General features: G+C 60.5%; 19 protein-coding genes and 4 pseudogenes. 20 read left to right on the top strand and 3 right to left on the bottom strand.

Translation table 11 applies throughout. From position 1 onward, the window contains the following. Positions 1 to 179 precede the first annotated feature (179 nt). The 12 genes and pseudogenes from P6U28_RS04910 to P6U28_RS04965 all read left to right on the top strand — a co-directional run. The gene (locus P6U28_RS04910; RefSeq protein WP_209296317.1) at positions 180 to 1,331 is read left to right on the top strand and encodes an ABC transporter substrate-binding protein; all 1,152 of its coding nucleotides are present in this window, start codon (positions 180 to 182) and stop codon (positions 1,329 to 1,331) included. Beyond that, positions 1,328 to 2,326: an ABC transporter substrate-binding protein gene (locus tag P6U28_RS04915; protein ID WP_407121848.1), complete on the top strand. Its 999-nt coding sequence runs from the start codon at positions 1,328 to 1,330 to the stop codon at positions 2,324 to 2,326. Before P6U28_RS04910 ends, P6U28_RS04915 begins: the two co-directional genes overlap by 4 nt. Further along, entirely contained in the window at positions 2,323 to 5,484 is a 3,162-nt protein-coding gene (locus P6U28_RS04920) for a GAF domain-containing protein (RefSeq protein ID WP_407121849.1), read from the top strand. Before P6U28_RS04915 ends, P6U28_RS04920 begins: the two co-directional genes overlap by 4 nt. 56 nt (positions 5,485 to 5,540) lie before the next feature. Beyond that, positions 5,541 to 6,512: an ABC transporter substrate-binding protein gene (locus tag P6U28_RS04925; RefSeq protein ID WP_122404621.1), complete on the top strand. Its 972-nt coding sequence runs from the start codon at positions 5,541 to 5,543 to the stop codon at positions 6,510 to 6,512. Further along, positions 6,509 to 7,492: an ABC transporter substrate-binding protein gene (locus P6U28_RS04930; RefSeq protein ID WP_129144363.1), complete on the top strand. Its 984-nt coding sequence runs from the start codon at positions 6,509 to 6,511 to the stop codon at positions 7,490 to 7,492. Before P6U28_RS04925 ends, P6U28_RS04930 begins: the two co-directional genes overlap by 4 nt. Further along, positions 7,489 to 8,472, top strand: a complete 984-nt coding sequence (locus P6U28_RS04935; protein ID WP_122404620.1) for an ABC transporter substrate-binding protein — start codon at positions 7,489 to 7,491, stop codon at positions 8,470 to 8,472. The genes P6U28_RS04930 and P6U28_RS04935 overlap by 4 nt, the downstream gene beginning before the upstream one ends. Then, positions 8,469 to 9,431 carry an ABC transporter substrate-binding protein gene (locus tag P6U28_RS04940; RefSeq protein WP_209296318.1) on the top strand — a complete coding sequence of 321 codons (963 nt, stop codon included), beginning with the start codon at positions 8,469 to 8,471 and terminating at the stop codon, positions 9,429 to 9,431. Before P6U28_RS04935 ends, P6U28_RS04940 begins: the two co-directional genes overlap by 4 nt. A gap of 46 nt (positions 9,432 to 9,477) precedes the next feature. After that, positions 9,478 to 10,461, top strand: coding sequence for an ABC transporter substrate-binding protein (locus tag P6U28_RS04945; RefSeq protein ID WP_122404618.1), 984 nt, complete (start codon positions 9,478 to 9,480; stop codon positions 10,459 to 10,461). 8 nt (positions 10,462 to 10,469) lie between these two features. Then, complete coding sequence (locus tag P6U28_RS04950) at positions 10,470 to 11,441, top strand: ABC transporter substrate-binding protein (RefSeq protein WP_160118863.1); 972 nt, start codon at positions 10,470 to 10,472, stop codon at positions 11,439 to 11,441. A gap of 151 nt (positions 11,442 to 11,592) precedes the next feature. Further along, positions 11,593 to 12,585: an ABC transporter substrate-binding protein gene (locus tag P6U28_RS04955; protein ID WP_122404616.1), complete on the top strand. Its 993-nt coding sequence runs from the start codon at positions 11,593 to 11,595 to the stop codon at positions 12,583 to 12,585. A gap of 86 nt (positions 12,586 to 12,671) precedes the next feature. Beyond that, positions 12,672 to 12,957: pseudogene (locus P6U28_RS04960) on the top strand (transposase); the annotation flags it as partial. Between the two features lie 341 nt (positions 12,958 to 13,298). Next, a pseudogene (locus P6U28_RS04965) lies at positions 13,299 to 13,355 on the top strand (hypothetical protein); the annotation flags it as partial. A gap of 59 nt (positions 13,356 to 13,414) precedes the next feature. Here P6U28_RS04965 and P6U28_RS04970 read toward each other — a convergent pair. After that, positions 13,415 to 13,975: a lipocalin-like domain-containing protein gene (locus tag P6U28_RS04970; RefSeq protein WP_407123200.1), complete on the bottom strand. Its 561-nt coding sequence runs from the start codon at positions 13,973 to 13,975 to the stop codon at positions 13,415 to 13,417. Positions 13,976 to 14,126: 151 nt separating this feature from the next. On the opposite strand from P6U28_RS04970, the gene P6U28_RS04975 reads away from it, so the two are divergent. The 3 genes from P6U28_RS04975 to P6U28_RS04985 all read left to right on the top strand — a co-directional run bounded on the left by P6U28_RS04975 (position 14,127) and on the right by P6U28_RS04985 (position 17,391). After that, a complete protein-coding gene (locus P6U28_RS04975; protein ID WP_407121850.1) occupies positions 14,127 to 15,101 on the top strand; it encodes an ABC transporter substrate-binding protein in 975 nt (324 codons plus the stop codon). A 297-nt stretch (positions 15,102 to 15,398) separates the two neighbouring features. Then, a complete protein-coding gene (locus P6U28_RS04980; RefSeq protein ID WP_122404612.1) occupies positions 15,399 to 16,370 on the top strand; it encodes an ABC transporter substrate-binding protein in 972 nt (323 codons plus the stop codon). A 49-nt stretch (positions 16,371 to 16,419) separates the two neighbouring features. Further along, positions 16,420 to 17,391: an ABC transporter substrate-binding protein gene (locus P6U28_RS04985; RefSeq protein ID WP_122404611.1), complete on the top strand. Its 972-nt coding sequence runs from the start codon at positions 16,420 to 16,422 to the stop codon at positions 17,389 to 17,391. A gap of 140 nt (positions 17,392 to 17,531) precedes the next feature. Here the strand turns inward: P6U28_RS04985 and P6U28_RS04990 are convergent, their stop codons facing one another. Beyond that, a complete protein-coding gene (locus P6U28_RS04990) occupies positions 17,532 to 18,659 on the bottom strand; it encodes a tyrosine-type recombinase/integrase (RefSeq protein ID WP_407123201.1) in 1,128 nt (375 codons plus the stop codon). Here P6U28_RS04990 and ligD (P6U28_RS04995) point away from each other — a divergent pair. The 5 genes and pseudogenes from ligD (P6U28_RS04995) (at position 18,564) to ligD (P6U28_RS05015) (ending at position 22,946) form a co-directional block, all read left to right on the top strand. Beyond that, positions 18,564 to 19,411: pseudogene (gene ligD, locus P6U28_RS04995) on the top strand (non-homologous end-joining DNA ligase). The gene P6U28_RS04990 and the pseudogene ligD (P6U28_RS04995) sit on opposite strands and share 96 nt — an antisense overlap. A gap of 9 nt (positions 19,412 to 19,420) precedes the next feature. Beyond that, entirely contained in the window at positions 19,421 to 19,744 is a 324-nt protein-coding gene (locus P6U28_RS05000; protein ID WP_312016224.1) for a hypothetical protein, read from the top strand. Next, positions 19,745 to 21,424: a DNA polymerase/3'-5' exonuclease PolX gene (locus P6U28_RS05005; RefSeq protein ID WP_122404603.1), complete on the top strand. Its 1,680-nt coding sequence runs from the start codon at positions 19,745 to 19,747 to the stop codon at positions 21,422 to 21,424. Beyond that, complete coding sequence (locus tag P6U28_RS05010) at positions 21,424 to 21,987, top strand: MOSC domain-containing protein (RefSeq protein ID WP_209296327.1); 564 nt, start codon at positions 21,424 to 21,426, stop codon at positions 21,985 to 21,987. Before P6U28_RS05005 ends, P6U28_RS05010 begins: the two co-directional genes overlap by 1 nt. Before the next feature lie 12 nt (positions 21,988 to 21,999). Then, a pseudogene (gene ligD / locus P6U28_RS05015) lies at positions 22,000 to 22,946 on the top strand (non-homologous end-joining DNA ligase). A 31-nt stretch (positions 22,947 to 22,977) separates the two neighbouring features. Here ligD (P6U28_RS05015) and P6U28_RS05020 read toward each other — a convergent pair. Further along, positions 22,978 to 23,802 (bottom strand): ribonuclease HII, encoded by an 825-nt coding sequence (locus P6U28_RS05020; protein ID WP_122404601.1) that lies wholly within the window; start codon positions 23,800 to 23,802, stop codon positions 22,978 to 22,980. Positions 23,803 to 23,823: the final 21 nt, after the last annotated feature.

Below are 23,823 nucleotides of genomic sequence, written 5' to 3' on the forward strand. Positions count from 1 at the left end.
ACATGGGCGTTGCCGACTGCGGTGCTCTCGATATCAGTTTCTGCCCCTTCCGGCGCCGATCTTAGCCGCCGGGATGCCGTGGTGCGGTGCAACCAGTAAGAGCAAGCGAAGCTCCAAGCCTGCGTAAATTCGCGAGATTGAATGCGTCAAGTTATCACCCAGCGGGCTGCGACAGCGGGGTGATTTACGGAAAACTTTGCGCAGATTGCTGCGGGCCCGGAGGTTCTTGGAGGGGGAGCACAACCCCAAGAAGATTTTGTCGGATCGGTCAAGGGCACCTTTCAGATGTTGGGTTTGAACAGTTACACTGCCACATTCCAGCCTTGGGGGCGACCGTGCGAAGGCGTGAGTTTATTGGTTTGGCGGTGGGAGGCGCGGCGAGCTGGCCGCTTGCAGCACTGGCGCAGCAGGATGGGTCTCATCGCATGCCGACCATCGGCTTTATCGGATTTGCCAGCGCCGCCGCCGACGTCACGATTGTGCAGCCGTTCCGCAAGACTCTGGCCGAAATCGGATATGTCGAAGGGCGCAATATCACCGTCGAAATCCGCAACGCCGACGGAGATGTCGAACGCGGGCACGCGATCATCGACGAGTTTGTCGCGATGCAAGTGGACGTGCTGTTCGCACCTGGCCCCGCCGCCGCGCGGGCCGCGGCGCGCAAGACGAAAATCCCGGTCGTCGCGATCGCGCTGCCGGCCGTGCAGAGCGACCCCGAACTGTTCCAGAGCCTCGCCCGGCCCGGTGGCACCGTGACCGGCTTCTCGGCGTTCGGCGAGGAGATGTCGGCCAAGCGTATCGCGGTGCTGAAGGAAATTTTGCCGGGCCTGATTAAGCTCGGCGTGATGCACAACGCAACCGACCCGACCTTCAGCGCGTGGGGCGCGCAGACCATGGCGGATACCGGCAAGCTCGGCATCGAGCCGATTCGTGCCGGCCTCACGGCGCCGACGCCATCGCAGGTGACGGAGCAGATCGGGAAGCTTGCCGAGGCCGGTGGTACGGCCATGATCGTTATTCGCGACTACATGACCGCCGCGGCGATCAAGGACATCTGCCGCATTGGAGTTGAAATGCAGGTAGCCGTGGTCGGCGAGCAGGCTGAGTTTGCGCAAGCCGGCGCTTTATTTAGTTATGGCGCCGACATCGTCGACCTCTCGCGCCGTGCCGCAGGCTATGCCGACCAGATCATCAAGGGTCAAAAGCCGTCGGAGATGCCGATCCAGTTGCCGACCAAGTTCGAAATGGTCGTCAATCTCAAGACCGCGCGGGCGCTCGGGTTGACGATCCCTCCGACCGTCCTGGTGCAGACCGATCAGGTGATCGAATGAAGCTCCGGGACCTGCGGCGGCGCGAACTTCTCGGTATTTTAGCTGGCGCGGCAGCTGTACCTGTTGCTGCGCGCGCCGAGAAAGATCTGCCCGTTGTTGCCGTGCTGGTGCCGGGGCCGGCAAAAAATGCCGAGAATCGACTGGCGGCGATTCGCCAAGGCATGCGGGAGGCGGGCCTTACCGAGGGCGTGAACTTTACGTTCGCTTTGCGTTATGCCGACGGTTTTTTCGATCGATTGCCCGCGCTGGCCCTTGAACTCGCTGCTCTCAAGCCCCGCGTCATCATTGCTTCGGCCGCGGCGGCACCGGTCGCGCACAAAGTCCTGCCCGAGTTGCCGTTGGTCTTCACGTCCTATGCCGCCGATCCCATCAAGGCAGGGTTTGCGGAAAGCTATATCCATCCGGGCGGCCATGCGACCGGCAACGTGATGAATGCGGTTGGGGGCGAGGAGGCGCTGACCCAAAAGCGCATGAACTTGTTCAAGGAGCTGGTGCCTGACCTGAAGGCGATCGGCTTCATCGGTACATCCTCACTGCTTGCCACAGCCGAGCTCAACGCATTGCAAAGCGTCGCCGGTCAGTTCGGCTTTGTTGTCGTGCGTCATCCGCTTGGGCGGCTCGACGAGATAGAGGGCGCGGTTTCGGCGAGCATCCGCGATGGCGTTGGCGCTCTTTACGTCTCCGGCGAGCCGCTTCTCTACAACAACATGCCCCGGGTCTTGCCCTTGGTCATGGCGCCGGGAAAGCCGACGGTTGGCACCTATCCGAACTGGGGCCGGGCGGGCCTTCTGATGTCCTATTCGGCCGATCTGATCGACGACTTCCGCCGCGCCGGCATCTACGCCGCCAAGATTCTCGGTGGCGAAAAACCGGCGGACCTGCCCATTGAACAAGCCAGCAAGTTCGTGCTTGTGCTCAACCTCAAGACAGCGAAATCGCTCGGCTTAGCGGCGGCCGACCGCCTGCTGACGGTGGCCGACGAGGTGATCGAATGAGGGCGCGCGATGCCAGGTCTCGAGCAAAGTCCGGTGCCAAGTCTGCTCGTGCCAAGTCCGGCAAGAAACAGACCAGCGATGCCGGGACACGGAAGAAGGCTGGAAAGCCTCTCACCAAGACCGATGCCCGCAAGGCCAAGCCATCCCTCCATCCCGAGACCGCACTGCTGAAACGCCAGTTGAAAGCTGCGCGGATGCGAGAGGAGGCCGGCGCCGAAATCCTGCGCGCGATCGCCAACGCATCGGGGGATGCGGCGGGCCCGTTGCAGTTGATCACCGAGACGACCGCGCGTCTGTTCAAGGCATCCAGCGTCTCGCTTCAACTCGCCGAAGGGCGCGAGTTCACGCAAGAGTACCGCGTTGGAACCATCGCCAAGCGCGTCGGCTCGGCCTATCCGCGGTCCAATATCAAGGTCGGCGGCCGAAACCTGCCCGGCACGGTGGTGGCCGAGTCCAGGCAGATCCACATTCCGGACCTCGACCACCTGGATCCCTCGATGTCCGACTTTCCCGGTCTGCCCCATGCGCGGGCCGGTGGCGCGCGTACCGTTTGCGGCACGCCATTGCGACGCAACGACAAGGCCGTCGGCGCCCTGATCGTTTTCCGTGACAGGCTCCTGCCGTTCACCGTTGATGAACTGGCGCTGCTGCAAAGCTTCGCCGACCAGGCAATGATCGCGATCCAGAATGCACAACTGTTCAACGACACCCAACAGGCGCTGGAACGCCAGACCGCGACGTCGGAAATCCTGCGCGTTATTAGTCAATCGCCGACCGACGCCCAGCCGGTGTTCGACAGCATCGTCCAGACCGCGGTACGGCTGACGCGATGTGACCTCGGGTTCTTCCTGCGCTGCGACGGCGCCAGCTGCGTGCAGGTGGCGAGGGCCACGCCGGAAGGACTGACTACCGTCACCAGGCCTCCCGAGCAAATCGATCCCGATGGCAATTTCCCGTCACGCGCCATCATCGGCAAGAAAACGCTGCACCTGCCGGACTGGTCGTTGATCGACCTGCCCAAGTTCGAGCTTTGGATCCACGAGACCTTCGGTATCGTATCGTCGCTCTACGTGCCGCTATTGCGGGCGGGCGAGTGCATCGGCCTGCTAGTGCTGGCGGGCAAGCGCAGCAATTTCCTCGGCGAACGTGAGGTCGCTCTGGCCGAGTCCTTTTGCGATCAGGCCCTGATCGCGATCGAAAATGTCCGCCTGTTCGACGAGGTGCAGGCGCGAACGCGCGAGTTGACGGAAGCGCTGACCTATCAGACCGGCAGCAGCAACATCCTGAGGGTCATCGCATCGTCGCCGACCGATGTGGCGCCCGTTCTCCAAGCCATTGTCGAGAGCGCCTGCGAGCTTTGCGAAGCCAAGGATGCAATTGTCTATTTGCGGGACGGCAACGATCTTCGCTTCAACGCCCAGCACGGTCCGCTCGAGTTCACGGTCGAGAAGTGGCCGATCGATCGTGCGACCGTCGCCGGGCGGACCTTCCTAGACCGGGCGCCAGTGCATATCCACGATATGCTTTCTGAGGAGGGTAACCAGTTTCCGGAAGGACAACGGGCGGCTCGCCGTATCGGCGTTCGAACCATGTTGGGTGTGCCGTTGTTGCGCGAGGGCGAGAGCATCGGAACAATCCTGTTGCGCCGTACAGAAGTGAATCCGTTCAGCGACAAGCAGGTCACCTTGCTGCAAACCTTCGCCGACCAAGCGGTGATTGCCATTTCCAATGTGAACTTGTTCAAACAGGTGCAGGAGCGGACCCGCGACCTCGAAGAGTCGCTGCAACAGCAGACCGCGACGTCGGAGGTTCTGCAGGTGATTAGCCGGTCGGTCTTCGATCTGAAGACAGTGCTGCGGACGTTGCTCGAATCCGCCGCCGGTCTCTGCGATGCCTCGATCTGCATTCTGTTCCAGTCGCAGGGGGATCTCCTCCATGTCGGCGCGAGTTACGGCGGCACGCCGGAATTTGTCGAATACCTGTCGACCCATCCGCATCGTCTCGATCGCACAACGGTCGCCGGACGTACCGCGGTCGAGCGCCGTACGGTCCACATCCCCGACATCGGCGCGGATACCGAATACGGGCTTCCCCAGTCGATCAAGCTTGGCGGCTGGCGGTCGATCATCGGCGTCCCGCTGCTTCGCGATGGCGAAGTGCTCGGCGTTCTCGATCTCGCCCGCCCTGTCGCCGGACCGTTCACGCCACGACAGATCAAACTGATCGAAACGTTTGCCGACCAGGCTGTGATCGCGATCGAGAATGCCCGCCTGTTCGACGAGGTGCAGCAGCGCACTAAGGAGCTCGCCGCTTCGCTCGACGAGCTTCGCACCGCGCAGGACCGCCTGGTGCAGACCGAGAAGCTGGCCTCGCTCGGTCAGCTCACCGCCGGTATCGCGCACGAGATCAAGAATCCGCTCAATTTCATCAATAACTTCTCGGCGTTGTCGGCCGAGCTCATCGAAGAGATGAACGACGTGTTCGAGAACCCGACGCTCGACGAGGCCGGCAGGTGGAAGGAGCTGGATGAGATCCGCGAACTGCTGAAGAGCAACCTGGAAAAGGTCGTTCAGCACGGCAAGCGCGCCGATTCAATCCTCAAGAACATGCTGCAGCATTCCCGGGAAGGTTCGGGCGAGCAGCGGATGGTGGATATAAACGCGCTGTTGGACGAGAGCCTCAATCTCGCCTATCACGGCGCACGCGCCGAGAAACCGGATTTCAATATCACGTTGCAGCGCGACCTCGATCCGGACGCCGGCGTGATCGAGCTGTTCCCGCAGGAAATGACCCGCGCTTTACTCAACCTGATCTCGAACGGGTTTTATGCCGCGAGCAAGCGTCGGGCCGATATTGGCGATGCGAATTTCGAGCCTGTGCTCAGTGCTGGCACCAGAAATCTAGGCAACCACATCGAGATACGCATCCGCGACAATGGCACCGGCATTCCGCCGGAGGTGAAGGAAAAAATGTTCAATCCGTTCTTCACGACCAAGCCGGCTGGGGAGGGCACCGGACTTGGTCTATCGATGAGCCACGACATCATCGTGAAACAACACGGCGGACGGATCGAGGTGGATACGCAGCCTGGACAATTCACCGAGTTCACGATTGTGCTGCCGCGGGCGGGCAACCTTACAAGCGCCCGAAAAAACTAGCGGCCGACACGACAATCGAAGCTGACGTGGATGCAAGACGGAAATGGAGAGTGGCAATGAAGCGACGCGAATTCCTTTCTCTGGCCGGTGGGGCATTGGCGTGGCCTTTGGCGGCACGCGCGCAGCCAGCGAAGCGAATCGCCCGCATCGGCCTTTTCCTCGTCCCGCCGCGAAATTTGGAGGTAGAAGCCTTTCTCGCCGGACTTCGTGATCTCGGTTGGGTTGAGGGCGATAACATTCATGTCGAATATCGAGATGCCGGCGGTGATAACGACCGTCTGCCGGCGCTGGCGGCTGAACTGGTCGCCCTCGATGTCGACGTTCTCGTGACAGCTACCTTTCAGGGGATTCTTGCCGCTCACCGTGCGACGGCAAAGATTCCCACTGTGATGATCACGGGCCCCGATCTGGTGACCTTGGGCCTTGCAGCTAGCATGGCTCATCCCGGGGGCAACATAACGGGACAAACCTTCTTCGTGACAGAACTGGCTGCCAAGCGTTTGGAGATTCTTGCGAGCCTTGCGCCCTCGATGACCCGCGCAGGGGTGCTTTTGCAACGAGGGAACCCCCTGAACGAAAGTACAATGAGCGCGATGACAACCGCAGCGCAGGCGATGAAGATAGAGCTGCGACCGATCGAGGTTGCCATCCCCGGCGACATCGAAAGCGCGTTGTCAGCCGTGAGCTCCACTCCTATAGACGGCCTCGCGATCACGGAGGCCAATGCGTTTGTCACCAACGCTTCCCTGATTGCTGCGATTGTCGACAAATGCCGCGTGCCGTCGATTGGCGCACCCGTTCTAGCCACCCGCGGCGCCGTGCCGGTGGGCTACGGTGTGGACTTCACCGCCATGTTTCGCCGCAGCGCTGTTTTCGTCAACAAGATATTGAAGGGCGAAAATCCGGCCGACATCCCGATCGAGCAACCGACGGCGCTCAAGACCGTCATCAACCTGAAGACCGCGAAGTCGCTCGGCTTCGAGATCCCGCCGGCGGTGTTGCTGCGCGCCGACGAGGTGATCGAATGAGGCGGCGGGCGTTCATCGCGCTTTTTGGGGCGACGGCGGCTGCATGGCCGCCGAAGGCGCGGGCGCAACAGCCGGTGCTGGTGGTGGGCTATCTCGGCAGCGCATCACCAATGGCTTGGGCGGCACGGCTGAAGGCCTTCAATCAAGGACTGAGCGAAGCCGGCTTCGACGACGGACGCAATATTGCAGTCGAATATCGGTGGGCAGAGGGCAATATCGATCGATTGCCGCAACTTGCGAACGAACTCGTTGGGCGCAACGTCGCGGTACTTGTCACGCCGGGCAGTGCGCCAGCCGCACTTGCCGCCAAGGCGGCGACCACAACGATCCCCATCGTCTTTGAGACAGGTGCTGATCCGGTCGAAGCCGGTATCGTGACAAACCTGAGGCACCCCGGCGGCAATATTACCGGCGTTGCGGCCCTGACGTTTGAGACCGGTCCCAAGCGGCTCGCGATCCTTCATGAGTTGCTGCCGTCGGCCGAACTGATTGCCGTGCTGGTGAATCCGGCTGCGGGCGAGGTGGTTGGAAGGCAGGTTAAGGACTTGCAGGCAACCGCTCTTCAACTCGGACTTCAACTTGTCATTCTGCGGGCGAGTAATGATCGCGAACTCGAAGCGGCATTCGTGAAAGCAAAGGAGATGCGCGTTAGCGCCTTGGTCATTGCGGCCGATCCTTTTGCCAACAGCCGTATCAAGGATATCGCGGACCAGGCGCTGAAAGCCGCCCTGCCGTCGATCTTCGTGAACCCGCAATTTACCGCACTCGGCGGGTTAATGAGCTATAGCGGGACCATCATCGAAACACACTATCTCGCAGGCGGTTATGTGGGACGGATATTGAAAGGCGAGAAGCCCGGCGAGCTGCCGGTGATTCAGGGCACCAAAGTCGAGTTGATCGTGAACCTCAGAACCGCCAAAGCGCTGGGTATCGACGTTCCGATCTCGCTGCTCGCCCGTGCTGACCAGGTGATCGAATGAAGAGGCGCGAGTTCATTGGTTTGATTGGCGGTGCGTCGGTCACTTGGCCTCTTGTCCGGCCTCTGGCCGCGCATGCGCAGCAGGTGCCGATCATCGGCCTGCTCGGCGCCAACAGTTCATCGTCGCAGGGCAAATGGACCGAAGCGTTCGTGCAGCGGCTGCGCGAAGTAGGATGGATTGAGGGAAGCACCGTCGCAATCCATGCGCGTTGGGCGGAAGGCCAAAGCGAGCGCTATGCCGAGATTGCCGCAGAGTTCGTCCGAATGAAGGTCAGTATCATCGTGACGTCGGGAGGCTCGGCGGTGATGGCGGCCAAGCGGTCGACCACGGATATACCGATCGTCTTTGCCACGGCGGGAGATCCGGTCGTCAACGGTCTCGTCGCGAGCCTGGCGCGGCCCGGCGGCAACGCCACGGGCCTTTCGATTCAGTCGCCGGAACTCGCTGGCAAGCGGCTCGAACTGTTGCGGGAGGTTATCCCTGGTCTCCGCAGGTTGGCGTTCATGATCAATGTCGATAGTCCCGTCGCATTGCCGGAGGATGGCGGAGTCAAAGCTGCGGCCAGCGCGCTTGGTCTTGAAGTTGACAGGTTGGAGATTCGGCGCCCTGAGGATATTGCCCTGGCATTTGCGTCGCTCAAGGACGATGTTGGCGCGCTGTATGTCTTGGCGGAGCCATTGACGACCAGCAACGGCAGCCAGATCGCGGCGTTGTCGCGTGCCGCCCGACTGCCGACGATGTTCGGCAATGAGGCGAACATTCGGGTTGGCGGCCTCATGTCGTATGCGCCGCGCTTCTCGGATCTGTGGCGGCGTGCGGCCGATTATGTCAATAAGATCTTGCGGGGGGCGAAGCCCGGCGACCTGCCGGTCGAACAGCCGACAAAGTTCGATTTGGTCGTCAATCTCAAGACCGCCAAGGCGCTTGGTATTGAACTGCCGCCGACGCTCCTCGCGCGCGCCGACGAGGTGATCGAATGAAGCGGCGGAAATTCATCGCGCTTTTGGGCGCTACGGCTGCTTGGCCTCCGACAGCACGAGCGCAACAAGCGAAGTCACCGCGCGTCGGCGTGCTGATGCTCGGTAATCCCGATCCAGCATTCTTTCTGGGTACATTCCGTGAAGAGCTGCAGAAGCTGGGCTATCTCGAAGGCCAGAACCTGACGTTGGAGTCTCGATCTGCGGGTGGCTTCCCCGAGCGTCTCCCTTCGCTTGCCCGCGAATTGGTGGACCTGAACGTGGATGTGATTGTTGGCTATCAAACCCCATCCGTTGCGGCAGCAAAGCAGGCCACTACCAAAATCCCGATCGTCATGAGCCCCGCGGCCGATCCGATCGCGACCGGTTTTGTCGCCAGTTTTTCGCGCCCGGGCGGCAACATCACCGGCGTGGCATCCGCGACAGGCGAGGTAGCCGGCAAGAATCTGGATTTTATCCGCGAGATATTGCCGACGGTGCGCAAGGTTGCCGTGCTCGGCAATGCCATCGATCCATTTCACCAGCCATTCCTGGAAAGCATCGCGTTGGCCGCGCGGGCACTTCAGTTCGAGATCAAGCCTGTTCTGGTGCGAGGCAGCGACGAATTCGCAACAGCTTTTGGACAAATGGTGACGAGCGGCGCTGGAGCGTTGATCGTTCAGCCAAGCTTGCCGCGCCAGCCGGCCGCCGAGGCGGCGCTCAAGAGCCACCTGCCGCTGTTCGCACCGAGCGATGAATTTACGCGCGCCGGCGGCCTCTTGTCCTATTCGGCCGATATCATGTCGGTCTATCGCAAGGCCGCGATCTTCGTCCACAAAATCGTAAAGGGCGGCAAGCCCTCCGACCTGCCGGTTGAATTTCCAACCAAGTTCCAACTCGTCGTCAACATAAAGACCGCCAGGGCACTCGGCGTTACGCTGCTACCGACGCTTCTCGCTCGTGCCGACGAGGTGATCGAATGATGCGGCGGGATGTTAGTCTATCAGAAGATAGGCATAGGGGAACGAAATGAGGCGACGCGACTTCGTCGGTGTTGTCAGTGGTGGGATGTTGGCATGGTCGTCTGCAACCGGCGCGCAGCAGCCAGCAATGCCGGTGGTCGGGTTTCTCCACGGAGCGTCGCGCAGCTACCTCGAACAATTTCTCGATGCGCTTCGCGCAGGCTTAGGCGAAGCAGGATTTGTCGAGGGACAGAACGTGGCGATCGAATATCGCTGGGCGGAAGGGCATTATGATCGATTATCGGCGTTGGCGGCGGATCTGGTCAACCGTCAGGTGGCGGTGATCATGGCGATGGGGGGAACCGATCCGGCGCGTGCGGCTAGGGCGGCCACATCGACGATTCCAATTGTCTTTGTTAGTGCGGCTGATCCGGTGCAGACCGGTCTCGTTGCCAGCCTCAACCGTCCGGGCGCCAACGTGACCGGCGTTAGCCTGATCGCCTCAGCGCTCGATGCGAAGAAACTCGGGCTTCTGCACGAACTGGTGCCCAAGGCGTCGGTGATTGCCGGACTGACCAACCCGAAATATCCCGGCGTTAAAGGCCAGATTGAAGAAATCCAGGAGACTGGCAGCAGTCTCGGACTGAAAGCCATTCTGCTTTCCGCAAGCGACGAAGATGAACTTGCCGCCGCGTTTGCCAGCGCCAAACAGCAAGGCGCGGGCGCGATTCTGGTCGCATCAGATCCCTTCTTCAACAGTCATAGCGGACGGCTAGTTGCGCTCGCTGCACAACATTCAATTCCCACGATCTATCCGCAGCGTGAATATATTCTCGGCGGTGGCCTGATCAGCTATGGTCCTGATTTTGCCGATGGCTATCGCAATGGTGGCCTGTATGTCGGCAAGATCCTCAAAGGAGCCAAGCCCGCCGAGCTTCCGGTCGTGCAGCCGGTCAAGTTCGAACTGGTCATCAACCTCAGGACCGCCAAGACAATCGGCCTGGAAGTGCCGCCGACGTTGCTCGCGACCGCAGACGAGTTAGTGGAATGAGGCTTGCCATGAAGCGACGCGATTTCATCGCCTTTGTCGGCGCGGCACTGTCGCGTGCCCTCGATGCGCATGCAGAGCAGGCCAAGTTGCCCGTCATTGGGGTTTTGGGCGCTGGCGCCGAGAAATCCTGGGCGGCTTCGATGTCCGCGTTCCGTCAGCGCCTCGGCGAGTTGGGCTGGATCGACGGCCGCACGGTGACCATCGTCATAAGGTGGGCCGAGGGAAGAAGTGATCGGTACGCGGAGATCGCGGCCGAGTTCGCCCAGGCAAATGTTGACGTTATCTTGACCGCGGGAAGCGCTATTCCGGCGCTCAAGCAGACGACCTCGAAGATCCCGATCGTATTTGCAGTTGCCGTGGATCCCTTGGCAAGCGGCTTTGTTGCGAGTCTGTCACGACCTGGAGGAAATGTTACGGGATTGTCGCTACAGTCAAATGAGATGGTTTCCAAGCGTGTTGGGCTCCTTCGTGAGATCATCCCTTCTCTTGCGCGGCTGGCAGTGCTGGCAAATGGGGGATACCTCAGTGCAGCGCATGAGACTGCTACGGCTGAAGCGGCTGCGCGCCAGCTTGGACTCGAAGTTGATATCCTAGATATCAGATCCGCAGGTGATCTTGCTCCAGCGATTGAAGCGATGAGGGACAAGACCAAGGCGCTCTACGTTTGCCAGGACTCTTTCGTCGTTGCCAATCTGGTCCGCATCAACGGCCTGGCGCGGGAGTCTGGAATAGCTACGATGTGGGGTGCGAGGGCATTCTGCAAGGCAGACGGGTTCATTTCCTACGGCGCAGACGAGGCCGACTTGTTCCGCCGGGCTGGCGACTATGTCGACAAGATACTCAAGGGCACCAAGCCGGCAGATATTCCAGTCGAGCAGCCGACCAAAATTGAGCTGGTTTTGAATTTAGCGACAGCCAAGGTCTTGAATCTCACCATTCCACCAAGCGTGCTGGCGCTGGCCAACGAAGTGTTCGAGTAATGTCGTCAAAGCACGAAGCGCAAGACACAGAAGATGCCATTTGGGGCAGGACGGTCGTTTATCCGAGGAACGCCACGCGGGAGGCGGATATCCAGCGCCTTCGAGGCCCCTACCGTTTAGTAGGGCTTCTCCAGTACGATGAGGCCTTAGGATGAAGGACATGAGACGACGCCATCTGCTGGGGATTTTGGGCGGTGCGGCCATTTGGCCGATCACGACGCGTGCGCAGCAGAGCGCGCAACAGCGCCTGATTGGTGTGCTCTCACAAGGATCAGCCCATACCCATCCAACTCCGCCGTTTCGAGCGTTTCTCGAGAGACTGCAGCAAAAAGGCTGGGAAGTGGGTCGCAATCTGAGCATCGAGTGGCGATTCTCCGAAGGAAGTACTGAGCCCTTGCCGCGCCTTGCTCGTGAACTTGTGGAAACTCCTGTCGAATTGATCGTGACAGCGCCGACCGAACCCACGCTTGCGGCCAAGCAAGCGACTTCAAATATCCCTATCGTGTTTTTGCAGGTAGCGGATCCGGTGCAATCTCGCATTGTCACCAATTTGGCGCGTCCCGATGCCAACGTAACCGGAATGAGCGTTTTCGCTCCTGACATCGCCGGCAAGCGGCTGGCGTTGATCAAGGAGGCACTCCCCAGCACCAAGCTTTTGTCGGTCCTTTGGAACAAGCCGAGCAAGGGTGCTGTATTGGTCCGTGACGAGATTTTCACAGCAGGCGTTCAGTTGGGCATCGAAATTCAGGACATCGGTATTGATAGCGCTTCGGAAATTGACGGTGCTCTACGCAAAGCGGTCAGCACGCACGCGGCCGCCGTCGTAGTTATTGATGATCCGGTAATGCAGAGCCGCGTAGAAGCGGTGGTCCAGATTGCGTTGGGCTTGAAGCTGCCGTTGGTTTCTCAATCGGCCGGGTACGCAAATAGCGGCGGCCTCATGTCCTATGGGCCCGACTTCAATGAGGTCTATCGGAACGGCGCCGAGTACGTGGACCGGATACTGCGTGGCGCCAAACCAGGCGACTTACCCGTCCAGCAGCCAGAAAAATTCAAGCTCCTTCTAAATCTCAAAACCGCGAAGACGCTCGAGATCGAGTTTCCTCCACAATTTCTTGCCCGCGCCGATGAGGTGATCGAATAGTCCCCACTCACGGCAGCAATTGACCCTCGCTGTGTGAAACGGCGAGCGGCTGTTATGATTCCCTGTTCTTCTTTTTGGAGGAATTGATTTGGCGCTTCGTTGAAGAGGCGGATCGTGGGCAGCGGACGCTGTTGCCTTAATGCCTCGATGACTTCATTGGCGAGTAACCAAGTTTGCGTGATCGACGTATTTGTCGATGCGCTCAGTTTGGCTGAGATGGGCTTTGCCGGTGCGGAGCCGGCGGCGACCGGTCGGCCATCGTACCATCCCTCGGTTCTCCTTAAGCTTTACATTTCAGGCTATCTGAACCGAGTGCAGTCGAGCCGGCGGCTGGAACGCGAGGCCGGGCGCCATGTCGAGGGCTGCTGGGTCGGCTTGCTCGCGACCACAAGACGATTGCGACTTCGCAAGGACGATGAGGTGACGAACAGCGGCTCAGATCGGGCACAACTTGCCAATATGGCTATGCAGGCGAGGCTGTTCTGAAGACTGAGACGCTCAAGGCCGTCGCCGATCGCGGCTACTTCAGCAGCCCGGACATCCTGGCCTGCCACCAGGCGTCACGGTAACTCTGCCCGAGCCAATGACTTCGGGCGCCAAGTCGGAGGACGCTTCGGCAAGCAGGATTCGGCTATTTGCCTGAGGAAGACATCTATCTTTGTCCAGCCGGGGAGCGATTGCCGTATCGCTACACAAACGAAGAAGCCGACAAGATGCTGCGGCGCTACTGGACCAACGCCTGTAATAACTGTTCAATCAAGGCCCAGTGCATGCCCGACCAAGACCCAGAGCGGACTTCGTCTTTCCGAGCTGAATTGAATCTTTTGTCTCAGATCGCCTTTTTCCAAACCAATCGGTTGAAAGTTGTTTTGCCGCTGCCATCGTCTCTAGGCGGAGTCACCAGTGACAACGTGTCTTCATTTATAGAGACATCTCGCTTGAGAATGGTCCCCGTTTCGTAGGGGAGGAGCGAATTGACAACGCGATGTGTGACGACACGTGCTGCTTCGTCTACTTCAAACGTGCCATAATAGGCATAGTATTCATCAAACCAAACCGCACGATCTGCGGCCGAAAGCTTATAGAAGTCGGCGTGAGAAATCTCACCCGCTGGCGCACCTGCTATCTGCACGCTCATCCAGCCGTTTTCGTTGTAATTGATCATCCCCTTGATGGGAGGATGCCTGCCAACAGTCTCGTTTCCCTTCACCGTTACCGCCTCGGTGAGTGACCACATTCCGATCAGTCGAGAGCGTAGCGAAAGCTGCTCTGCAGTCGCACGGGAAGCAACCAAAACCCCGAGTGAAGAAATGAGCAAAGTTCGGCGGTCCATCCGGGCCTCCCACATATCCGCAAAATTTGGCAGGTCTGCAATCCGTCTTGTTGTCATGGCAATCAAAGATAAATCATATAAAGCTTAGCTGACCGCAGGCATTCGATCAACTCTACTTCTGATTTAGGCCCGGAGAGGACATCGCGCGCCTTGGAGCTGAGCCGAGAAATCCGTATGCTTGGATCGACGCATTAGGCGCGGATGAGCAATGAAGCGGCGGCGGTTTGTTCTGGGACTTTCAACGTCAGTTATTTTGCCCACGCTTGCCAAGGCACAGCAGCGCAAAAGAAGGCCACGTCTCGGCGCTCTGATTACGATTGGCTCGGAGGCACAGGATCGGATTGCTGCATTGAATAGAGGGCTACGCGTACGCGGATGGACAGACGGGGAGAACCTCGAAATCGAGTATCATTGGGCAGATGGGAGCAAGCAGCGGATCGGGGAGATCGCGAACGTCTTGGTCAACTCTCGACCCGATCTCATTCTGGCCCATAGCTCGCCTTCGGTCCCTCCTCTTTTGCGCTTAACGCAAGACATTCCAATCGTTTTTGTTCAGGTCTCTGATCCGGTGGGACAAGGGTTCGTGAAAAATCTAACGCGACCCGGAGGCAATGTAACCGGGTTCGCCGCGTTCGAGTTTTCGGTCGCGGGAAAATGGGTCGAATTGCTTAAGGAGCTATCGCCGAACGTCGATAGGATCGGGATCCTCTACAATCCTACAACCACGCCATATGATCAGTATGTCGTGCACGGGAAGGCGGCGGACGCTCTTGGGATCCCTCTAACGCAGGTTGAGGTGCGCGATAGAGGGGAAATCAATCAGATCCTTGGCAAGTTTGGCGAGCGTCCGGGCGGAGGCTTGGTCTTGCTTCCTGATCCATTCACATCGATCCATCGCGAAGCGATTGTCGATACCGCTGCGCGTCTTGGCGTATCGGCGATCTATCCTTATCGAGCCTACGTAGATTCAGGCGGATTGTGCTCGTATAGCTACGATGTGTCGGACCTGTTCTTCAGGTCCGCTACCTACGTCGACCGTATCCTGCGAGGCGAAAAGGCCGGAGACCTGCCAGTCCAGCTCGTGACGCGCTATCAACTTGTATTTAATCTCAAGACTGCAAAGAGGATGGGCCTTACGCTGCCGCCAACGCTACTCGCCCGCGCCGACGAGGTAATTGAGTAGAGACGCTTTGCCCAGCTCAAGCGCCTCTTGTTGGCCCATCTGCGAAGTTAAACCGCGTTCGACGGAAGTCCGCTCATCGCGGCAGGGCGGACTAGATTTGCTCAACTTGAGCTCTTCGCGTTTTGACCCGGTGCTGCCGAAATGCGATGATGCAGCAAACGGGCAGTTGTCGGGGGTACACCAGTGGCGCTAGCCGATCCGGGAGGACGGCACGTCACCCGGAACGGCCATGGCTGCCTTGGACCTATGTCGAAAATTGCCTATTCTCCACCTGAGGATATGCGATTGAGATTGGCAATGAAACGACGGGAACTCATTATTCTGGTTGGTGGGGCATTGGCGTGGCCTTTGGTGGCACGCGCTCAGCAAGGTAAGCGAATCGCTCGGATCGGCCTCTTCCTCCCACCGCTGCGAAATTTGGAGGTAGAAGCTTTCCTCGCGGGGCTTCGCGATCTCGGCTGGGTTGAGGGCGAGAACGTTCATGTCGAATATCGGGATGCCGACGGCGATAACGACCGGCTGCCCGCGCTGGCGACTGAACTGGTCGCCCTCGATGTCGACGTTCTCGTGACGGCTACAACTCCGGGGATTCTTGCTGCTCACCGGGCGACCACAAGGATTCCGACCGTAATGATCGTGGGTCCAGATCTGGTGACCTTGGGACTTGCAGCCAGCATGGCTCATCCGGGTGGCAACATAACGGGACAAACTCAATTCGTTACAGAAATAGCTGCCAAACGTTTAGAGATTCTCGCGAGTCTGGCCCCCTCGATGACCCGGGCAGGGGTGCTCCTGCAACGAGGGAACCCCCTCAACCATAGTGCAATGAGCGCCGTTGCGGCTGCAGCGCAGGCGTTGAAGGTTGAACTGCGACCGATCGAGGTCGACGTTCCCGGCACCCTGGAAAGCGCGCTGTCGGCCGTCGGCTCCACTTCCATGGACGGCCTCCTGATTACGGAAGCCAATGTGTTTGTAACCAACTCTTCCTTAGTCGCCGCGGTCGTTGACAAATGCCGTGTGCCATCGATTGCCGCGCCAATTCTCGCGTCTCGGGGGGCCGTCCCGGTGGGTTACGGGGTGGACTTCACCGCAATGTTTCGCCGCAGCGCTGTTTTCGTCGACAAGATATTGAAAGGCGCTAATCCGGCCGATATCCCGATCGAGCAACCGACAAAGCTCAAGACGGTCGTCAACCTGAAGACCGCGAAGATGCTCGGTGTCGAGATATCGCCGGCCGTACTACTGCGCGCCGACGAGATGATCGAATGAGCCAGCCGACTTCCGCTGGGGTGTCGGCTCCGGCCCAGTAGGGATAGTCATGAAGCGACGCGAGTTCATCGGATTGATCGGCGGCGCGTCGGTCACGTGGCCTGTTGCTGTGCGCGCGCAGGAACTGCCTATCATCGGGCTGCTCGGTGCCAATAGTTCATCGACGCAAGCCTCATGGACAGAAGCGTTCGTGGAGCGGCTGCATGAACTTGGCTGGATCGCGGGAAGTACCGTCGCAATCGAAGCTCGTTGGGCGGAAGGACGAAGCGAGCGCTATGTCGAAATAGCGGCAGAGTTCGTTCGAATGAAGGTTGCTGTCATCGTTACATCCGGGGGTTCAGCGGTGCTTGCGGCTAAGCGATCAACCTCAGACATTCCAATCATCTTCGCCACGGCGGGCGATCCGGTTGCCAATGGCCTCGTCGCGAGCCTGGCACGGCCGGGTGGTAACGCTACCGGCCTGTCGATCCAATCACCCGAACTTGCAGGTAAGCGGCTCGAACTTTTGCTCGAGCTTCTACCTGGCCTTCGGCGCTTTGCGTTCATGGTCAATGTTAATAATCCCTCGACACCGGCAGAGGTTTCTGAGGTTCAAGCCGCTGCCAGAAAGCTCGGCCTAGAGATCGACAAGCTCGAAATCCGGCGAGCCGAGGATATCCAACAAGTGCTTGCGAGTCTCAAGGACGACGTGAGTGCACTCTATGTGCAGCCGGAGCCGCTCACGACCAGCAACGGCCCTCAAATCGGAGCCTTGGCCCAGGCCGCGCGGCTTCCGACGATGTACGGGAATGATGCGAACGTCCGGGTTGGCGGCCTCATGTCCTATGCGCCGCGCTTCTCTGATCTATGGCGGCGCGCAGCTGACTATGTTGATAAGATTTTGCGCGGAGCAAAGCCAGCCGACCTGCCAGTCGAACAGCCGACCAAGTTCGATCTGGTCATCAATCTCAAGACCGCCAAAGCACTGGGAATCACGGTGCCCCTCGGACTGCTTGCCCGCGCCGACGAGGTAATCGAATAAAGGCGCCGTATGCTGCGGTGCATGAGTCTCTTATTGGCCCAACTCGGAAGTCCAGCAATGTCCGCTTTTGCGCCGCTGTTTGGGGCGAAGCGGACATCGTCGTGTTATCGGGTCCATCGGTGCGTACCCTACGTAGCGCCTCAATGAGATTTCCGCCTGCGTATCGGCACAGCATTGGCTGCTGTTTTTGGCTCACAATACGCCGCCCAGGCCTCCATAAGCTTCCGGCGCTTGTCCAAAGCGTCGCTGCGCCTGTAAGCCTGCTCTGCTTTGTCGCCGATGACGTGCGCCAGCGCCGTTTCCACGATTTCGCGGGGGAAGCTCGAAACGTTGCCGGCCCAATCCCGAAAGCTCGAACGGAAACCGTGAACGGTGACGTCCCCGACCTTCGTCCGGCGCAACATCATGTCCATAGCCATGTTGGACAGAGGCCTGTTGCGCTTCTGCCCAGCAAAGACGAAGTCGCTGGTCTTTAGTTTTTCAAGCTGGCGGAGGATTGCCACGGCGCGCGAGGAAAGGGGGACGCGATGCTGCCTGCCAGCCTTCATTCGTTTCGCCGGCACCGTCCAGGTCTTCTTGTCGAAGTCGATTTCCGACCACAGCATTCCCAAGACCTCGCCCGAACGGGCAGCAGTGAGGATGCAAAATTCCAATGCGAGCGCTGCGGTGGCCTCTCGGAGCCTCAGATCGGCGATGAAGGCAGGCAACTGCTCATAGGCCATTGCCGGGTGATGGCCGCGCGCCAGCTTAGAAGGCTTGGGCAACAGGTGGTCCAGATGGCCCCGCCAGCGAGCCGGGTTCTCACCTTCGCGGAAGCCCTTTGCTTTGGCCGCATCCAGTACCTTCTCGATGCGACCCCGCACTCGTGAGGCGGTTTCGGCCTTGGTGGTCCAGATCGGCTTCAACGCCGCCAGCACGTCGTCGGTGCTGATGGTGTCCACCGGCTTGGCGCGCAAGGATGCCGCGTAGGTTTCGAGCGTCGACTTCCATTGCGCCTTGTGCTTCTCATTGCGGAAGCCCAACGCGCCATTGGATTCACGGGTTCCGGAACGAATGCTTCTGTGCCAGTTTGAATCACCGTTGGTATTGTGTGGAGCTCGTGAGTGGCGTTGCCGCGAGGAAAACCGGCGATCGGCGTCAAGGCGCCGTTCCCCGGCTTCGTCGAACCGGCCTTGGCATCCTCGATCGAGAAGGTGCCGTCCGGAGCGCGGTGGATTCACGAGATCAAATTCGACGGCTACCGCGTCCAGGTCCACCTGGCGAATCAGGCGATCACGATCTTCACCCGGCGCGGGCACGACTGGACGAAGCGCTTCCGCAAAGCGGCGGACGACGCCTGGCACATCAAGGCCGGATCGGCCATCATCGACGGCGAGATCGTCGTGCCGGCGGCGGACGGCAGCACCGACTTCTCCGTGTTGCAGAACGAGCTCAAGGGCTCCTCGAAGAGCATCGTCCTGGTGGCTTTCGATCTTCTCTACCTGAACGGCCGCGACATCCGGAAGGAGCCGCTGCTTCGCCGTAAGGCCGAGCTCAGGAAGATCATCGCCGGCAGCGACGTGCAATTCAGCGAAAGCTTTGAAATCGACGGGAAGGCGATGTTCGCGCACGCCTGCAGCTCGGCCTCGAAGGTGTGGTCTCGAAGGTGCGCGACAGCGCCTATGCGAGCGGGCGCGGCAACGCCTGGGTCAAGAAGACGTGCACGCAGCGGGAGACGCTGGCGATCGCCGGCTTCGCCCTCGACGAGGGCAAGTGGGACGGCATCTACCTGGGCCGGCGCAAGGGCGGCGATCTGGTCTACGCGGGCAAGGTTGACCACGGCTTCGACAAGGTCTCCGCCGCCGACCTGCAGAAGCGACTGAAGCCCTTGATCCGGAAGACGCAGCCCTATGCCAAGCGGATCGCGCACAAGGGAATCTGGGTCGAGCCAAAGCTCCTCGCCGAGATCGAGTACCGGGCGAAGTCTGCCGAAGGCAAGGTCCGGCACCCGTTGTTCAAGGGACTGCGCGAAGACCTTTGAGGTGGCCCCGTGCGGCTGAACTATCGGCGGGAACAAGCGTTTACCGACATCATGTCAGACGCATTCGACTATTTCCGAGCCTACGCCATCCGAGCTCTTTGCAAGGCCCGATCGATGCCGCGAGGTAAATTGAAGCGCCTGCAACTGGTGGCGGCACGAATCTATAACCTCCTCAAGAAGGAGGCGGCGTATGGCCCGAACACGCAGCACCTGGAAGACTTCCGGGCAGCGCAGAAACTAGAAAGATCTCTGGATGGTCGCCCGAATGAGCCGGCCCCTCGAACTCGCTTTGCCACAACGAGTCCTCATCGCGCAGAGCAGGAGGTTCATTGAGTGGCCTCCCTCGACGCTCGCGCCGTAGCAAGTCTCCTGCGGGAATATGCGCAGCGCACCGCCTTGGGTGGCGGCAACCCCTACCGTGCAAAAGCCTACTCTCGGGCCGCCGACAGCTTGGCGGCCCTAGCCGTTCCTCTTGACGTGCTCGTCGCCGAAGATCGACTTACTGAGATCCCAGGCGTCGGCGATGCTATTGCCGACATCATCACCAAGGTTCACAAGACGGGCAGTCATCCCAGCCTCGAAAAGCTGCGGAAGGAGATTCCCGCGGGCGTGCTCGAGATGCTCGCCGTGCCCGGCCTTCGTCCGGAGAAGGTGCTGCGCCTGTACAAGGATCTCGGCATCGGCTCGCTCGCGGATTTGGAGGCCGCCGCCAAGGACGATCGCATCAAAAAGGCCAAAGGACTCGGTGCCGCGCTCCAGACCAAGATCCTGCAGAACTTGGCGATCGCCAAAAGCGGAGAAAGCCGCCTGCATCTGCATCGTGCCGCAGCCCTGCTGGCACACGCGAAGGAATCCATCCGGAAGGCCCGGCCCGAGCTCAAGCGGGTGACGATCGCCGGCGATTTCCGTCGGGGCTGCGAGCTCGTCGGCGACCTCGCGATCGTTGCGGAGGCTGCCAAGTCAGACAGGACCGCGATGCCATCGGCCGAAGGGCTGCAAGTCCGAGTGTCCGACCGCAAGCATTTCGGCGCCACCCTTCTCTTCGCCACCGGCTCCCCCGCCCACATCAAGCAGCTACAAGCGTTGGCAGCAGAGAGGGACCTTCGCTTGGACGCTAACGGTCTGCACAAGGGCCGCACGCTGGTCGCCGGCGAGGAGGCCGACATCTACCAGGCTCTCGGACTGCCCTTCATCGATCCCGAGCTCCGGGAGGGCCGCGGCGAGGTCGAGCTGGCTCTGAAGGGCAAGCTGCTGAAGCTCGTCACCGACAAGGACCTGCACGGCATCCTTCACTGCCACACCGATGCCTCCGACGGCACCGAGACGCTCGAGACCATGGCTAAGGCCACGCGCCAGCGGGGCTTTGAGTATTTCGGCGTGGCCGACCATTCCAAGTCCGCCCACTATGCCGGCGGCCTCTCCGTCGAGGGCATCGCGCAGCAGCACCGGGAAGCCGACCGCCTGAACAAGCGGTTCGGCAAGGATTTCCGGATCCTGAAAGGCATCGAGTCCGACATTCTGGCGGACGGCTCGCTCGACTACGAAGACGAGGTGCTTGAACGTTTTGACTTCGTCGTCGCCAGCATCCACGGCCGCTTCAAGCTGGATCGGAAGGCCCAGACGCAGCGACTGCTTCGGGCCGTTTCCAATCCCCACACAACCATCATCGGCCATATGACCGGGCGACAGCTGCAGCGACGGCCGGGCTACGAAATCGACGTGGAGAAGGTGCTGCGGGCCTGCGCCAAGCATGACGTCGTCGTGGAGATCAACGCGCACCCATGGCGTCTCGACCTGGATTGGCGCTGGCACCAGGCCGCCCTCGAACTCGGCTGCATGCTGAGCATCAATCCGGACGCGCACTCGATCTCCGAGCTCGACCACATGCACTGGGGCGTCGTGATGGCCCGCAAGGGCGGTGTCCCTGCCGAACGGGTCCTGAACGCGATGCCGCTTGCGGAGATCACGCGCTATCTGCGCCAGAAGCGGCGCTCGCTCGCCCGCGCCGCCTGATGCCGCTCGGGCACGATATGGCGCTCGAGGGGACAGTCGTGGCGGTCGCCGCCGACCGTGGGCACCATTTCAGCAAACCGATCCAGGACCGCATAGCTCTGGTGGAAGGCTATGGCGTCGAAGGGGACGCCCACGCCGGCGCGTTGGTCAGGCACCGCTCTCTCGCCCGTCGTCAGCCGCACCTTCCCAATCTGCGGCAGGTTCACCTGATCCCATCCGAGCTCTTTGCGACGCTCTCGGGTGCCGGCTTCTCAGTTGCAGCGGGAGAGCTCGGTGAGAACATCACCACCGCCGGCTTGGACCTAGAACGGATGCCGCTCGGGACGCTAATCGAGCTCGGGCCGGCCGCGGTCGTTGAGCTAACCGGCCTCCGGACGCCCTGCGTCCTCATCGACCGCTTCCGAGCCGGCCTTAAGCGGCAGGTGCTCTCGTCGGCGGAAAGGGGCCCTCCATACAAATCCGGTGTGTTGGGCGTGGTACGGACCGGCGGGACGGTCGTGGCTGGCGATGCCGCGCGGGTTCGCCTTCCGCTCTCCTCGTTTCGGGCCTTGCCAGCTCTTTAGAAAGATCCGGTCATGCCCCGAAAATCGACCCTGCCTCACCGCCTGCAGCCCATGCTGGCCACGCTGACCGATTCACCGTTCGACGATCCCAACGGGGTCTTCGAGGACAAATACGATGGTTTCCGCATGGTCGCGGAAATCCGGCGTGGCGGGGTCGCGCTCTACAACCGCAACGGGAAAATCATCAGCCACTCCTATGTCGAGGTCGCGAAAGCCCTTGAGGGCGTGACGGCGGATGCCGTGATCGACGGCGAGCTCGTCGCGATCGGGAAGGACGGCGTATCCCATTTCCAGTTGCTTCAAAATGCCCTGCGCCACGAGGCTAAGCTTTTGTACTGCGCGTTCGACCTGATGTTCGCAAATGGTGAGGACCTGCGCGCGCTGCCGCTCCTCGAGCGCAAGAAGCGGCTCAAGACCATCTTGCCGCGCCACAAGCTGATCGCGTTCAGCAACCACCGCAAGGTAAGGGAACAAAGTTCTTCGCAGAAGCCGAGCAGAGACATCTCGAAGGCATCATGGCCAAGCGCGCCGACAGCCCGTACGCGTCCGGACGCCGGACCGCCGATTGGCTGAAGGTAAAGACCGCGCAGCGGCAGGAGGTCGTGATCGCCGGCTTCACCGCCCCGAGGCGAGCCCGGCCTTTCTTCGGCGCGCTCGTGCTGGCAGTACGCGAAGGGGATGCATGGCGGTACATCGGCCATGTCGGCACCGGCTTCAGCCACCAGGTTCTCGAAGAGCTTCACGGCAAACTCATGAAGCTCCAGACAGCCAAGTCGCCCTTCACTGCAAAGGTAAAGGACGAGCGGGTCACGACCTGGGTGCGTCCTTCGTTGGTCGCAGAAGTGAAGTTCGCGGAGTGGACCAGCAAGGGCGAACTGCGCCAGCCTGTCTATCTCGGCCTGCGCTCCGACAAGAACCCGAAGGACGTCGTTCGCGAAAGGAGCCGGTCGCGAAATTAATGCCGCCCAGACGAAGCGTACGACTGAGAGTTCAGCCGGCGGTGCGCTCGGATGCCGAAGGCCACGGCGGCAGTGACGGTAGCCCGAGAGCCTTACGTACAGGTCCGAACGATCGCCGGTGAGCGGCGCATGCGCCGAGCCTGGCGAGTGCGTCGTAATGAGCCGGCACCGGGTAGCCCTTGTGATCGGCGAAGCCATAGCCGGGGTAACGCAGGTCGAGCGTCCGCATGACTCTGTCCCGCTCGACCTTCGCCAGGATAGAGGCGGCGGCGATGCTGGCGGACTTGGCGTCGCCTTTGATGATGGCCTGCTGAGGGATGTCGATTTCCTTCAACCGCTTCGCATCGATCAGCAAGTGCTGCGGCGTCAACCCCAGTCCCCAGACCGCACGCTGCATAGCTTGGATCCCCGCCCAATAGATATTGATCGCGTCGATCTCCTCGACTTCGACAAACGCCACAGACCAACTCTCTGCTTTTTCCTTGATCTCCTTGGCGAGTTCATCGCGAGCCGCAGCGTCGAGTTTTTTCGAGTCGTCGATGCCGACTATCCGTGTGCCTGGTTTCAGGATCACGGCACCGGCGGAGACCGGCCCGGCGAGAGGGCTCATTCCGGCCTCGTCCACGCCTGCCACGGCATAATGACCGCTTTCCCAGAGAGCGGTCTCGAAGCGGAGCATCTTGCGGAGGCGCTGCCCTTCGGAGCGATTTTCAAAGCGGCGTTTATCGATTGCGGCAAGGATGGCGCGAGCTCCCGCGCGGGTGTCGGCCCGTAAGATCTGCTCGACGTTGGCCTCCAGCGGTCTTCTCTCGATGACATAGCGCTGACGCAATGCATCGAGCGAATATTGGGACATAGCGGCCTCGCACACACTGAC

Origin of the sequence: Bradyrhizobium sp. STM 3561, assembly GCF_045571455.1 — a bacterium.
GTDB lineage: Bacteria > Pseudomonadota > Alphaproteobacteria > Rhizobiales > Xanthobacteraceae > Bradyrhizobium > Bradyrhizobium vignae.

Coding starts and splice junctions, on each gene's coding strand:
- P6U28_RS04915 (WP_407121848.1), top strand. CDS start 1,328: ATGAAGCTCCGGGACCTGCGGCGGCGCGAACTTCTCGGTATTTTAGCT.
- P6U28_RS04920 (WP_407121849.1), top strand. CDS start 2,323: ATGAGGGCGCGCGATGCCAGGTCTCGAGCAAAGTCCGGTGCCAAGTCT.
- P6U28_RS04925 (WP_122404621.1), top strand. CDS start 5,541: ATGAAGCGACGCGAATTCCTTTCTCTGGCCGGTGGGGCATTGGCGTGG.
- P6U28_RS04930 (WP_129144363.1), top strand. CDS start 6,509: ATGAGGCGGCGGGCGTTCATCGCGCTTTTTGGGGCGACGGCGGCTGCA.
- P6U28_RS04935 (WP_122404620.1), top strand. CDS start 7,489: ATGAAGAGGCGCGAGTTCATTGGTTTGATTGGCGGTGCGTCGGTCACT.
- P6U28_RS04940 (WP_209296318.1), top strand. CDS start 8,469: ATGAAGCGGCGGAAATTCATCGCGCTTTTGGGCGCTACGGCTGCTTGG.
- P6U28_RS04945 (WP_122404618.1), top strand. CDS start 9,478: ATGAGGCGACGCGACTTCGTCGGTGTTGTCAGTGGTGGGATGTTGGCA.
- P6U28_RS04950 (WP_160118863.1), top strand. CDS start 10,470: ATGAAGCGACGCGATTTCATCGCCTTTGTCGGCGCGGCACTGTCGCGT.
- P6U28_RS04955 (WP_122404616.1), top strand. CDS start 11,593: ATGAAGGACATGAGACGACGCCATCTGCTGGGGATTTTGGGCGGTGCG.
- P6U28_RS04970 (WP_407123200.1), bottom strand. CDS start 13,975: ATGACAACAAGACGGATTGCAGACCTGCCAAATTTTGCGGATATGTGG.
- P6U28_RS04975 (WP_407121850.1), top strand. CDS start 14,127: ATGAAGCGGCGGCGGTTTGTTCTGGGACTTTCAACGTCAGTTATTTTG.
- P6U28_RS04980 (WP_122404612.1), top strand. CDS start 15,399: ATGAAACGACGGGAACTCATTATTCTGGTTGGTGGGGCATTGGCGTGG.
- P6U28_RS04985 (WP_122404611.1), top strand. CDS start 16,420: ATGAAGCGACGCGAGTTCATCGGATTGATCGGCGGCGCGTCGGTCACG.
- P6U28_RS05010 (WP_209296327.1), top strand. CDS start 21,424: ATGCCGCTCGGGCACGATATGGCGCTCGAGGGGACAGTCGTGGCGGTC.
- P6U28_RS05020 (WP_122404601.1), bottom strand. CDS start 23,802: ATGTCCCAATATTCGCTCGATGCATTGCGTCAGCGCTATGTCATCGAG.